Raw genomic sequence first — 13,723 nt, 5'->3', positions numbered from 1 at the left:
CATGACCTCCACAACTGTGCCGAAAACAGTCGAGATCGCCATCATCGGCGCCGGCGTCGTCGGCCTGGCGAGCGCCTTGCGCCTGGCCGGCGAGGGCCGCGAGGTCCTGCTCATCGATCCAAACGAGCCGGGCTCGGGCGCTTCGTTCGGTAATGCCGGGACGATCGCCGAATATGCCTGCATGCCGGTCGGAAATCCCGGCGTGCTGCGCGCGCTGCCGAAGCTGCTGCTTGATCCCGACAGCCCTTTTTCGCTGCGCTGGGCAGCACTTTTCCAGCTCGCGCCATGGCTGGTTCGCTTTGTCCGGCAATCGCTCCCGGCGGCCACCCGTGCCAACGCGCTGGCGCTCGCAGGCCTGCTGACCGAAGCCCTGCCGGCCTGGGGGGAAATGGTGCAGGAGGCCGGCCTTCAGGATCTGATGCGCCGCAACGGCTGCCTCTATGTCTATCGCCGCGAGAGCGATTTTGCCGCCTCCGCGGGCGGACGGGCTTTGCGGGCCGAGCTTGGTGTCCATCAGCAGGTTCTGACCGCCGAGCAGGTGGCCGCGCTGGAGCCGCGGCTTGCGGAGGTCGAGGCCCGGGGCCTGTTTTTCCCCGATTCGATCAATGTCAGCGACCCCAAGACGGTGATGGCGCGGCTGGCGGCTGCCGCCACGGCTCGCGGTGTTCAATTCATGGGTGCGAGTGTGACCGGCCTCGCAACGGAAGCCGGTGGCGTGCGGTTGAGCGGGCCGGGCCTCGCGATCACGGCGCAAAAAGTGGTAGTCGCGGCAGGCGCGCTCTCGCGTGCGCTCGCCGCCCAAGCCGGCGACCGGATCCCGCTGGACACCGAGCGCGGCTATCATCTCGAGTTTCCGACGGCGGCACCTTTGCTCAACCGTCCGGTGTGTCCGGTCGATCTCGGTTTCTACATGACGCCAATGGAAGGCAGGCTGCGCGTTGCCGGCACGGTCGAGCTCGGCGGGTTCAAGGCGCCCCCCAATCCGCGCCGGCTGGCGCTGCTTGACCGTGGTGTGCGGCAGTTCTTTCCCGATCTCGGCCAGCCATCGTCGCAATGGCTGGGCTTCCGACCGTCGCTGCCGGACTCACGCCCGGTCATCGGACCTTCCGCCAGGTCGCCGGACGTGATCTATGCCTTCGGCCATGGCCATCTGGGCCTGACGCTCGCACCAATCACGGCCCGACTGGTAGCCGAGGTGGTCCACGGAACTAATAGGGCATTGCTCTCCGGTTTTAGGTCCGACCGGTTCTAAACTGCATTTCGGTGGCGAATTTCGAAATGTCGGCGAACCATGGCCAATCTTTCGACTCCCCCACGAAGGTTTCCGTGAAGGTCCACCATCAGATCACGTCGATACCCGCCTGAACCTCGATGTCCGTTCTCGGAGATTTGCAACCGAAGCTGCCAATCTGGTTACGGCCCCGATGCGGCCGCGCTCGTAGCGTTATGGTAAAAATGCATTGATTGACCTTCTTTGCGGATAGAACTGAGGCACCGCTCCGATAGAAACTAGTCGTCTTCCTGGTCCTTTGTTTCGCCAGGCCATCCGAGAGAATACGGGAGATATGCGTTGACGAACCAGCCGCTAACGTATTGATTTTCTGTCGAAAACGTTGACCCTCCGGGCCAACCATAATATTATATATCAATATGTTACGCTTAATTATTTGAAATCGAATTGAGCGTTAATGGATAAGTCTGCGAGTTTTGAAGGCAATGATTTTGGGCCTCCTCGTCAATTTTCTCGTTCTCGTTCATGGCACCTGTCACACGTAGCTCAACGCTTCCGGCTTCGAAAGATCCTTCAGCGATGCGTGGGTAATCGGCGGCAACGAACGGCAATTAGGCCGGTCACAGCCTTCGGCCGCTGCGTCGAGCAGCAAACGTTACGAAATACGCAATAACTCCTGCAAGCGGAGTGGCAGTTGCGGCGAGGCATCCAATTCCGTGCAGCTCTGTTCCCATCGCCGGAGATATTCCGCGATGGGAATACCGGTGCGCCCTGGCCAGCGGTTGAGCGCGCCCAACGCCTCGACGTAGTGCGGCGCGCGGTCGTATTCGGCAAGGATGGTTACCGACATCGCCTGTCCGTAAGGGACAAGCGCGGTGGCTTCCATCTCGCTGCGATGGTCGACGAACCACGCCGCGGCGTCGCGGGTGAGCCCCTGGCTGTCGGCGAGCGTGGTATAGCCCCGGATGATGTTCTCGCGATACTCGGCAATGGCATCGCCGAAGGCGTTGTCGCCGGCGAAGGGCGGGGCCTCCTTCCAGCTTTTCGCCAGACGCCCGAGTCCGCGCAGCGAGAAGGCTTCCACCATCGCTTCCTCGAGCCATTGGCAGGGTGCCGCCGGCTTGGCGTCGGCCCGCCAGCTGTTGGCCATGACATGGCCGAGCTCGTGTCCGAACTGATAGGCGAGCTTCGACCAATCACGCTCGCCGATGTCGACAATGATCCAGGCCATGCTGCTGCCGTCAAAGTGCAGCCAGATCGCCGGCGGTTCTGAGGTGTGTTCATCGATGCGCAGCCGCGTCGGCTGGCGGTCGGAGACTAGGCGCACGCCATCCAGGCAGGCATGGCGCATGCGCTCGATGACCTGATCAATTGAGCGTGGCAGCATGTGGCCCCAGTCACCGGCGAGCTCAACGGGAGCGGATAGGAGCGTAATAGGGGTGGTCGATGAAACTCGCTGCAGCATGGGGGCGTGGCTCCTATCTAAGCCAAACCAACGCGCCGGTGTGGCAATGGTTGCCCCCGTGGTCGCGAGGCCGAGTGCAATCGTCATAAAGTCTCGTCGCCGCACTTCATTCCCCATGTGAACGCCGCAACACCAGCCTAAACATAGTTAGCAGGGCTAGCAAGAAGAGCGCATCCCGGCGGCACCCAGAACGACACCAGCTTTAAAAAGTATTCCTCCAGTTGGCAAGGGCTCTGCAGCCCCATCGGGGTTTAGCTTCTTAAGCGTTCCCAAGTGCCGCAGACCTTACCGATCATGGACCGGTCAGTTCTGCTTACGAAGTACAGAAAAGGTGCTCCGGCATGATGGGGGGAAGGACCCGCAAGGACTTAGCTCCGCATTAGGTTACGCCAATTAGAATGCGCTACAGGGCCATGCTTTTCGCCAAAAAATGCCTTGTCAAATAAACTCTGTGTCTTGAAGACTTGATCGCTTTTAAGCATCGGAAATAGATCCCATAATTTATCTAAGCCGAAAGAAGTCAGAGTTAGAGCTTCCGATTCTCCAACGATCCGGTCGTAATTCTCCACCAGAACTCTATTTTCCCGATCGAGACCGGTGCACACGACCAATCCAGTGGGCGGGCAGTCGACGTAAGAAATATGCAATTCAGGCCGATACTTCGCAAGCAGAGGCACTATCTTCCAGACGTCACCGGTCCAAAAGCCGCCAATTTCCTTCGGCTCAGAGTCATCCCCGGAGTAGCGTTTTCTCTGCGCCATTCGCTCATTCAACGGCAAACAATCATGTAGAACGAACATGGATCGCGTATTCGCTAATTGTTCAGCATTGATAAAATCGCGTAACAAAACTTCGACTAGGTGAAGTCCATCTAAGAATGCCAGATCGATTCCTTCCGGAACCACACGGTTAACAGCCGTCAGATCGGAAAAAAACTCATCTGACGTGCCCTGATAAAAATGCGTATTTCTCCGACGCATCAGTACGTTAGTGGATTCCAAGAACGGGTGAACACACACCGCATCACACTGTATCGCCCTGATTGACTCACCCCCATTATTTCCGATCTCAAAATAAAGCTTGGCCTCGAGAGCTTGTGCCGCCTCTTTGAGCCATCTCGTATAGTGAATGCCAGTGTGTGCAAACACATTTGGCGGTCTTGAGGTCACCTCCGTCGCGCTCAAGTTCGAGGCTAGAACCAATTCCGGGAAAACTGCGGTGAACCAAGGCATCCACCAAAAATACTCTTCAAGACTTACAAGTTTTGAAGGAAACGCCTGCATGCACCAATCAGCGCTCCTTGGCACCCGAGACTCGTATTCGCCGTAACGATCCCCTATCAGTTCGTAAACAATTTGGGAGAAGGGCAAGGTTGTCTCGATTACCGTGTTGGCGAAACTTTCGACAGGCCTTTCAGACCATTTCCTATAAGTCTCAAGACCAGAGCCGGCGATTAACTGTATACCGCTCTCCGGTCTTTCATGCCGTTTGCACCACGGTGCTATCCATCCGTCCCTAAACCCGTTGACATAGTCACAGGCTGGGCTTGAGATCAAAAAGGCGTCAGCCTCAAGATGAACGATCTTTTGAAAATTATTTGTATCAGCGTAACGCGAAACGGAGAAGAAAGACCTGACCCAACCCGGAAAATCCGAAATATCCCGTCGGCCAAGGCGATGCTTGAAATGGTATAGCACCAAAGGTGCACTACAACGCAGGTCATCCCCTTCGTTTATTATCGTAAGGTCGGGCCATTCTGGAAGAATGTCGGATCCGTCATCGACAAGAAGGATTTGATCAACCCGAATCCCCAGGCGGCGTACCGCCTCCACCCAGATACGATAACGAATATTCCACGTATAGTATTGATCGCCCTCTATCGGTACAAAGGCTGTGCAAAATACAATCGTTTTTTCCGGGTCAGGAATTCTCATTTGTCCCCCTCTCGCGTTCTTTCGAAGTGGCGTCCTCAAGCCGCTCTAAAATAGCGCGGAAATCATGGCGCTGAAGGTGTGGAATGAGGCCGTACCGATTTGCGACCTCTTGTTTGTTCGAACCAGATAGAAAGAATTCGGCCACCGGTCTGCCCCATTTTTCGACAAAGTGACGTTGATACGTGGCATCGGCAGACCGCGTTTCCTCAAAGGGCTCGCCGCTTCGCCAAGTTGACTTTCCCATGAAATGCAGAAGGTAAGACCGGCGTGAATGTAACACCTCCACTCCGGCTCTGAGTGCGCGAAGTCTGTAGTCAACGTCCTCGCCACCCCCCCGTCCGAACCGCTCGTCAAAATACCCGACTGCTGTCGAGACTTTCCACGGAATGTAGACACAGAAGAAGCTCATTAATATGCCGGCGTCGTAGTCTGGTCCATCGACCAATTCTCGTTGGTGAATACGAGATATTTCTTCGAGATCCTCCTCATGACCCGCATAGTCCTGATAGTCCATCGCGATCTTAAGATTTAGCAGGCCTGCTCTATATTGTACATTTTGATTACAATAAGGGATTACGATGCTATCTCTGCTATTTTCGGAAGCTAAAAGAAAATCAAGCCAATTTTTTGTATATATGATATCATTGTTCATTAAAATTAGATCGTCTTGAAGTATTTTGGAAATTCCGATAGCAAAATTGGCGTTCTCAGCGAAACTTCGCGGTCTCTCATTTCGAATAATAATGGAGCCGGAGAGATCCTGCAAAGACCCATCATTGTCTATTATAATAATCTTGTCACCAGATCGAAAATTGGTCTTCTTGAGCAAAGAATCGAGGGATGGCCCCGTGAAGGCGCGCGACTTGTGAGTGGAAATCATGACGAAAATCATTGAGCAGACCTACTGCACATCGCGATCGGCATCAGGAAGCACTCTCAGTCTCCTTGTGCAGCGAGCGATGGTTCCGCCCGCGATCAGTCAAATGTTCGATGAGCCGTGTCCACTCTTTGACACGCTCCTTCCAATCAAAAAACAGCTCGCAGTAATTCTGCTGTGTCAGAGACATTTCTGGAGCATCGAACCATGGGTTTTCGGCCTCTTTGGCCATGGCTGAGGCGAACAAGGCGGCGTGCTCAACTGCGTCGGAGCTCCATGGATATACGTGAGCGAAGCCGGATGTCGTCTCCGGTAAGGCACCAAGGGCGGGTACTATCACACGGCACCCTGCAGCCATCGCATCGATGACGGCGAGACAAGACGTTTCTTCGAACGTGCTGGGGTAGGCTAGGAAGTGAACGTCACGAAGAGCAGATTTAAGTTCTGGATTGGGGGCAATTCCATGATAGGTCACCCCCTCGAGTGCTTGGGCACGGGCGAATAACGGCTGATACTTCGAATCGTCGTGATGATATAGTCTCATCGACGACCATATGTGAAGCTCTGCCCTGTTTAGCCTCAGTTGTTCCCATGCATCCAGCAGTACGGAAAGTCCTCGGAATGGCGTGCTGGTATATGCGAACCGCAGTGGATCGCCTTTCGTCCAAATCCGCCGTTGCTGTGCGACTGTCGTTGCGTTGTGCAGAACTACACATCTGCTTGGTGAAATACCAAACTCGGATTGGTACCGTTCGCGCTGCCAGTGCGATACGAACGCAAAACATGTCACCCGGTCGACAAGTGCGGGGTTATGGCACCACTGAACGGCATTCTGATTCACATCGTGATGCATCCACATCACGAGTGGCTTTTCGTCCGACGAGTTGTCGGGGAACAAGTTGATATTGAGCTGAATCCGCGCGAGCATATCTGGAATGCGATCCTTGAGGCCCGCTATCATTAACTCCGTGCCTGCGGCTGGTGCGGGAGGTGTCCATGAAGAGTCTGATTGCACAAGCGCGGCCCCCTTCGAGATAGTAGCGAGGTTCGTGAATTCAGCATTCTTCTGAGCGCGCTCGCGCATTGCTGAGGGAATTCTAATTGCCAGCTTCGAGCTAGATTGCCCCGGCGCGTTGGAGGCATAGCGCTCCACTTCTTCGAGCAGCCCTCGCACCTCCGCCTCCTCCACGGTCGCGATCCACGACTCGCAGTCGTTGACGCCATAGGATATCAGCAGTTGCTTTGCGTCGGGATGCCAGGCCAGGCCAGCGGCGAATTCGACAGCCTTCCGGTTGAAGAAAAACGGCTGGCTGACCTTCGCCAGTCTGTTCAGCTTGTCGAACCAGACAAACCGGTGCTGATAATATCTCCGCGCTTCGCCGGGTCTGGTGCGTGCCTCATGGACGATTGCTAGCCACCCGCCGTTAAAGGCAATCGCCTGGGAGCCTCCGCTGAATTGCGGTGCGGAGATCGTCGGCGCCTGCTCGAAGATAGTCTGAGCGCGGTCATCGAGGATCCGGGTGGGGTCGCATAGGTAGATGAATTGCAGCTTCTCTCCGCCGGCCCCGGCCGTGGCAGGCTTGACTTGGGGCATCCAATTCTTTTCATGCACCCGCATTCCTGCCGGACGCAGCACGCGCCAGTCGGTCAACCGGCAGGAGCTGCTCTCGTCAATGCGCGCGATGACCTGTTCGCACCAACCTTCCGCAGTCAGTTCACGCACACAGGAGACGCCCCACAGCGCATCCCGCCAGGTGAACAGGCGCATATCCTCAAATCCGAGAATCCGGTCGCAAGCGGGTGCCGGCATGTCAACCGGCGGCAAAATCTCGCTTGCGGACTGGATGGCGAGTTCATCGCTTAATCGGAGCAGGAAATTGCGCGTATGGACCGGCACTCCGTCCGGCGTGTCGTATTGGAGGTTGTCTTCGGCCAAGGTGTAGTTCACCGTCCGCTGCAAGAGCAGGATCTGGTTGCCCCACCTCGTCACCGACGGGTTTGACGGCCGGTAGCCATCTGGCGCCGTGAAGCCTACCGGACGCGCGCTGAAAGACGGCATCACAGTCCTGGCGGGCTGCACGTAGTAGAACAGGTTCGACCACGCCAGTTCCCTCTGTCCGTCGCCGATCGTCCGGTTCAGCGCCAGCCAATTGCACGCCGCGAAGCCGCGGTCCTTGCGCACGAGATCGTGCGCGTAGTTTGCCGCGATCGCAAACTCCTCCAGCAGGCCTGTCGTGTAGACATGGTCCTCGATAAACAGGATGTCCTGTTCGGGTCGCTTGATCGCCAGCCCCGCTTCCGAAAACAGCACGCTGGCGTCATTCATCCCCTTCTCACGGTAGAACCGCGCCAGGTCGTAGAGCGGCTCGGCACGTTGCGGGCGTTGATTGAAGGCGGCAAGCGCCTGGCTTATGAAGCCAGCCTCGTCGCCGAGCTTACGCAGACAGCGCGCCTCCTGCAGGCGGGCGTTCCACGCCTCCTCGTCCCAGCCGCCCATCCCGGCACGCTTGGCGTAGGCCACCGCGGCCTCCGCCGTCCGCCCGGCGTCGCGGTAGGATTGCGCCAGGTAAAACCAGTAGCGCTGATTTTCCGGATCCTTCTCGAGGGCCTCCAGCAAAAGCCTCGCGTCACGCTCGAACTTGTCCACGCGGTTCGAGCCGCTGGCGTGATCCTTGTACCAGACGCTCCGCAATTCCTGCACGCCGCCGGGCACGTCCAGATATTCGTGGGTCACGCCATGGTAGCGCGCGCCGGCGTCGCGACGGACAAGGCGCGTGTTCCAATAGGCGAGGCCGGAATCCGCCCGCTGCAGTAGGCGATAGCCCGGACCGTCAAGCCGCTGGCGGAAATCGGTATCCTCGACCACCAGCTCCATGTCGGCGTCGTCGAACAGCAGATAGTCGTAAGCAAGGGGCGAGGCATAGGCGTGATCGAGCGCGGCGTTGCGCGCCTGCTCGAAATCATGGAATGGAAATTCGTGCAGCTCGCCCGGCAGGTTGCGGGCGGCGAAGAATGATTTGACGAAATCTTGTGTCCCATCGGTCGAGCCGGTATCGCCGATGACCCAGCAGTCGATGTGGTCGGCGACAGCCCCGAGACAGCGTTGAAGGTTCGCCATCTCGTTCTTGACGATCATGTTGAGGCAGAGGCGCTTGCCACTTGTCATATGCTGACTGTCCGCTCCCCGGATAACCGTAGGCTGAAGCGGTCATATTTGTGCCGTGGTGCCGCCTGGGACAGCGATCCCTCTCGACACGGATTTGTCTGACCTTCATGCCCCATGCGCACCCCCTGCCTCGGCCATTCGCACGACCTCTGTGCAAAGGACAGGTCGTCCCCTCCTTTGCAGACGCGACCCAGCGCCATCCATTGTTAGCTAGCGCTGTCCGCCGCCGCAAGGGTCTCGCCACCTCGCAGGAACGGCCGTTTGTGAACAGACGCTCCCTTCGGCTCAATCGCTCGCGCGCCAACGCCGCCGCGATATCGAGGTTTCGACGCGAACTAAAGAGGCGCCTTTAAGCCTCGGATTTTCAATTCGTTTGGCCTATGCGCCGATCTGGATGTCGTCCAGAGCGGGTTGCTTGTCCGTCCGAAATTAACGAATCGTTAACTTGGTTATTTACAACTTGCTAATTTTAGACTTTACTAATGTCTAATGTATTGGAGGGCAGCCGCGGACCGGGCAGAGGGCCTGCCGATCCGCGCAATCTGCGAAGCTTGGAGAGTATCTGGAGCAAGTCACTTGGTGCGTGAGCGCACCGAGAGTGTGTCATGCGTGAGAAGATGTCTGTTGTCTTGAACTCAAGGCCGGCGTTTTTTCCAACCTGATGTTTCCTCGCAAATCGTCGTTTCCCTGCAAGTCGTCGTCGAGAAATCGAGACATGTGTGACGGGAGTTGGCTGTGGTTGGTGTGATACCACATACGAAACGATGCGGCCGCGACGCAGGCCTCCGCTTCGATCAACCCTCAATTATCCGCATCTGGCCGCCAGCAAGGATTGCCCATCGATTGATGGGTCACTGCCCTGTCGATCGCCAGGCGTCCGCGGGCCCCACCCTACTGAAGACAAGCGCGTTGCGGCTCGATCGAGCCGCACGGAGAGCCCGTCAGGCCTCGCGCTCGTCTCGTCGCCCTGTCCCGTCACCGGTTTGTTGATGCGCCGATGCGCGCGGCGCCGACAACTGCAGCAACCGGTTTCCGCGAGCGGCAGCGCTCCGCGGCGATTGAAACCTAAGGGTACGAAACAAGAGAAGCAGCGGCGCAGCGGCCGCCGATCGAGGAGAACAATGATGAGCTACATAGCAGGGTTTGCGGTCATGGAAGTCGCCGTGAGAGGCGTTTTGCCCATCGGCGACACGACCGAAAATGTAACTTATTTTATCCTGGACACGGCCAAGAGCGCCATCGTCGGTCAGGTCATTCTTCCCAAGGCCGTCAAGCGAAGCCTCGCCGTCGCTGTCACCGTCAAGGTTCCGGCCGCGGCCGGCTCGTTTGCGATTGGCACGTTTGACGATGGCGGGAATTTCCAGGCCTGCGGCTTTCTCCGCGTAGAGAGCCCCGCTGTTGCACGTCCCGACGGCGCCGTCGGGCCGTCTGGACGATGACTGCGCCCATGCTCTTTCTCCCGACCGCTCGCCGGCCAAGCCGGTGGGCGGTTTCCCCTTGGAACCGAATTCGAAGCCAACAGGAGCCAGTCATGGCCCGTGCCTCTGAAATTCTCTTTGTGGATCCTTCAATCTCCGACCTCGAGACGGTTCTCGGCAAATTGCGACCGCAAGTCCAGCCTGTCGTGCTCGACGGCCGCCGGCCGGCTGCGCAACAGATCGTTGCCGCGCTCGCGGGGCACCGAGGCCTCGATGCTGTGCACGTCATCGCACACGGCGCACCTGGCCGGGTCAGCTTCACCGCAGGGGAGTGGTCATCAGCCACATTGAAGGAAGAGGCCGAGGATCTTGCCGCGATCGGCCGGGCGCTTGCCGCGGACGGCGAGCTGCGGCTGTGGAGCTGCGAAACGGCATCGGGGCATGCTGGCGAGACGTTCGTCGCGGCGCTGGAAGAGGCGGTCGGCGCGGACGTCCGCGCATCGAGGTCGCTGGTTGGCGCAGCCGCCCTGGGCGGCGCCTGGGAACTGTCCACAAGCGCGAGCGCGTCGGCGCCCCTGCCGCCACTGACCCCGGATGGTGTGGCAAGTTACACCGGGGTACTTGAAGCAGGCGATCTGACACTTACCGGTACTGTAGATACTGGATCAAGTAACAATATCAACACGTACTATTTGATTGATACAAATGGTACGCTAATACCTACGACAGACGATACGGTTGTAGGCAGCTTTCAGTTGCCATCCGCAGCCAATGGTATGGCTCCGAAATTCTCGGTAACAGTAACAGTTCCTGTGGTTGGAGATACCTATCTCATCTATGACTCGGGCTTCCGCCTATACGGTACACTTACTTATGTCGCCGACGCTGATCCCAACGTGGGGGGCGACCAACCGGGTTATAGCTTTGCTACCACGCCCATCAACAACGCGGGCGCCCCGGGCAACGATGGCGATCACTTTCTAGGTGGCCTGATAACCCTCGCCAGTGCTGGCGCCCCGGGAGCGACGGGCCCAGCGGGCCCGACCGGAGCCACGGGTGCGACTGGCGCGGGTGCGACGGGTGCGACCGGCGCGACAGGAGCGACAGGAGCGACAGGAGCCACAGGCTCTACTGGCGCGAGCGGCTCATCGGGTGCGACCGGCGCCACGGGTGCCACAGGTGCGACCGGCGCCACGGGTGCCACAGGTGCGACCGGCGCCACGGGTGCCACAGGTGCGACCGGCGCCACGGGTGCCACAGGTGCGACCGGCGCCACGGGTGCCACAGGTGCGACCGGCGCCACAGGTGCGACGGGTTCGACTGGCGCCACGGGTGCGACGGGTTCGACTGGCGCCACAGGTGCGACGGGTTCGACTGGCGCAAGCGGCTCGACCGGAGCCACCGGCTCTACGGGTGCGAGCGGCTCGACGGGAGCGACTGGCGCAACCGGCGCCACGGGTTCTACCGGCGCCACTGGCGCGACGGGCGACACCGGAGCCTCGGGTGCGACTGGTGCCACCGGTTCTACCGGTGCAACAGGTGATACCGGAGCAACTGGCTCGACCGGAGCAACCGGAGCCTCAGGTGCGACCGGCTCGACCGGCGCCACGGGTGATACCGGAGCGACTGGCGCGACCGGTGCCACAGGTGCAACTGGCGCAACCGGTTCGACCGGCGCAACCGGCGATACTGGAGCAACTGGCTCGACCGGAGCAACCGGAGCCACAGGTGCGACCGGCTCGACCGGCGCCACGGGTGATACCGGAGCGACTGGCGCGACCGGTGCCACGGGTTCGACGGGAGCCACAGGTTCAACTGGCGCCACCGGTTCGACCGGCGCAACAGGCGATACTGGAGCAACTGGCTCGACCGGAGCAACCGGAGCCACAGGTGCGACCGGCTCGACTGGCGCCACGGGTGATGCCGNCTGGAGCAACTGGCTCGACCGGAGCAACCGGAGCCACAGGTGCGACCGGCTCGACTGGCGCCACGGGTGATGCCGGAGCGACTGGCTCTACCGGTGCCACGGGTTCGACGGGAGCCACAGGTGCAACTGGCGCCACCGGTTCGACCGGCGCAACCGGCGATACTGGAGCGACTGGCTCGACCGGAGCAACCGGAGCCACAGGTGCGACCGGCTCGACTGGCGCCACGGGTGATACCGGANACTGGAGCAACTGGCTCGACCGGAGCAACCGGAGCCACAGGTGCGACCGGCTCGACTGGCGCCACGGGTGATACCGGAGCAACTGGTTCGACGGGTGCAACTGGCTCGACCGGTGCGACAGGCTCGACCGGAGCGACCGGTTCGACTGGTGCAACGGGCTCAACTGGTGCCACGGGTGATACCGGAGCGACTGGTTCGACCGGAGCTACAGGTTCGACTGGTGCAACAGGCTCGACCGGCGCCACCGGTTCGACCGGAGCAACTGGCTCGACCGGAGCGACTGGTGCGACTGGCTCTACCGGAGCGACTGGCTCCACCGGAGCAACCGGCTCGACTGGTGCGACAGGCTCGACCGGAGCGACCGGTTCGACCGGAGCAACCGGCTCGACTGGTGCAACCGGTTCGACCGGAGCGACCGGCTCGACTGGAGCAACTGGCTCGACCGGAGCAACCGGCTCGACGGGAGCAACCGGCTCGACCGGCGCCACCGGTTCGACCGGAGCAACTGGCTCGACGGGAGCAACTGGCTCGACCGGCGCCACAGGTTCGACCGGCGCCACCGGTTCGACTGGAGCAACTGGCTCGACCGGAGCAACCGGCTCGACTGGCGCGACTGGTTCGACCGGTGCGACTGGCTCTACCGGAGCAACCGGCGCGACTGGTTCGACTGGAGCAACCGGCTCGACTGGAGCGACTGGTTCGACCGGTGCGACTGGCCCCACCGGAGCAACCGGCTCGACTGGAGCTACTGGTTCGACCGGAGCAACCGGCCCGACCGGAGCAACCGGCTCGACCGGCGCGACCGGCTCGACCGGAGCGACTGGTTCGACTGGCGCCACCGGTTCGACTGGTGCAACCGGTTCGACCGGAGCAACCGGCTCGACNGCGACTGGTTCGACTGGCGCCACCGGTTCGACTGGTGCAACCGGTTCGACCGGAGCAACCGGCTCGACTGGTGCAACCGGTTCGACCGGCGCCACAGGTTCGACCGGCGCCACCGGTTCGACTGGAGCAACTGGCTCGACTGGAGCAACCGGCTCGACTGGAGCGACTGGTTCGACCGGTGCGACTGGCTCCACCGGAGCAACCGGCTCGACTGGCGCGACTGGTTCGACTGGCGCGACTGGTTCGACCGGCTCGACCGGAGCAACCGGCTCGACCGGCGCGACCGGCTCGACAGGCGCCACCGGCTCTACCGGTGCAACGGGCTCGACCGGAGCAACCGGCTCGACCGGTGCGACAGGCTCGACCGGAGCAACCGGTTCGACAGGTGCAACTGGCTCGACCGGAGCAACCGGCTCGACTGGCGCGACTGGTTCGACTGGCGCCACCGGTTCGACTGGTGCAACCGGTTCGACCGGAGCAACCGGCTCGACTGGAGCAACTGGCTCGACTGGCGCAACAGGCTCGGCTGGTCCAACAGGCCCGACAGGTTCGACCGGCTCGGGTGGTGGGACCGGTGACC

Annotated in this window: 7 protein-coding genes; 3 read left to right on the top strand and 4 right to left on the bottom strand. The window is 60.1% G+C overall.

Going from position 1 to position 13,723, the window contains the following annotated elements:
• Position 1: 1 nt before the first annotated feature.
• Positions 2–1,252, top strand: a complete 1,251-nt coding sequence (locus X741_RS146790; protein WP_084018764.1) for an FAD-dependent oxidoreductase — start codon at positions 2–4, stop codon at positions 1,250–1,252.
• A gap of 634 nt (positions 1,253–1,886) precedes the next feature.
• On the opposite strand, the gene X741_RS146795 is transcribed toward X741_RS146790, so the two are convergent.
• From X741_RS146795 to X741_RS1000000170490, 4 genes are all read right to left on the bottom strand, one after another.
• Positions 1,887–2,783 carry a hypothetical protein gene (locus X741_RS146795; protein ID WP_245272751.1) on the bottom strand — a complete coding sequence of 299 codons (897 nt, stop codon included), beginning with the start codon at positions 2,781–2,783 and terminating at the stop codon, positions 1,887–1,889.
• Positions 2,784–3,064: 281 nt separating this feature from the next.
• Positions 3,065–4,630 (bottom strand): class I SAM-dependent methyltransferase, encoded by a 1,566-nt coding sequence (locus X741_RS1000000169935; protein ID WP_156937920.1) that lies wholly within the window; start codon positions 4,628–4,630, stop codon positions 3,065–3,067.
• Complete coding sequence (locus X741_RS146800) at positions 4,617–5,522, bottom strand: glycosyltransferase family 2 protein (protein ID WP_023779048.1); 906 nt, start codon at positions 5,520–5,522, stop codon at positions 4,617–4,619. The genes X741_RS1000000169935 and X741_RS146800 overlap by 14 nt, the downstream gene beginning before the upstream one ends.
• A gap of 31 nt (positions 5,523–5,553) precedes the next feature.
• Entirely contained in the window at positions 5,554–8,673 is a 3,120-nt protein-coding gene (locus X741_RS1000000170490) for a glycosyltransferase (RefSeq protein WP_051410484.1), read from the bottom strand.
• A 1,151-nt stretch (positions 8,674–9,824) separates the two neighbouring features.
• Between X741_RS1000000170490 and X741_RS146805 the strand changes: the two genes are divergently transcribed.
• Both X741_RS146805 and X741_RS1000000170485 read left to right on the top strand, forming a co-directional pair.
• Positions 9,825–10,112, top strand: coding sequence for a hypothetical protein (locus tag X741_RS146805; RefSeq protein ID WP_023779047.1), 288 nt, complete (start codon positions 9,825–9,827; stop codon positions 10,110–10,112).
• Positions 10,113–10,204: 92 nt separating this feature from the next.
• Positions 10,205–12,088, top strand: a complete 1,884-nt coding sequence (locus X741_RS1000000170485; RefSeq protein WP_198023990.1) for a DUF4347 domain-containing protein — start codon at positions 10,205–10,207, stop codon at positions 12,086–12,088.
• The last annotated feature ends 1,635 nt before the right edge of the window (positions 12,089–13,723 follow it).

The organism is Mesorhizobium sp. LNHC221B00, assembly GCF_000502935.1.
GTDB lineage: Bacteria > Pseudomonadota > Alphaproteobacteria > Rhizobiales > Rhizobiaceae > Mesorhizobium > Mesorhizobium opportunistum.
Note: the sequence above shows the minus strand (reverse complement) of the source record. Positions and strands in the feature narration are given on the sequence as shown.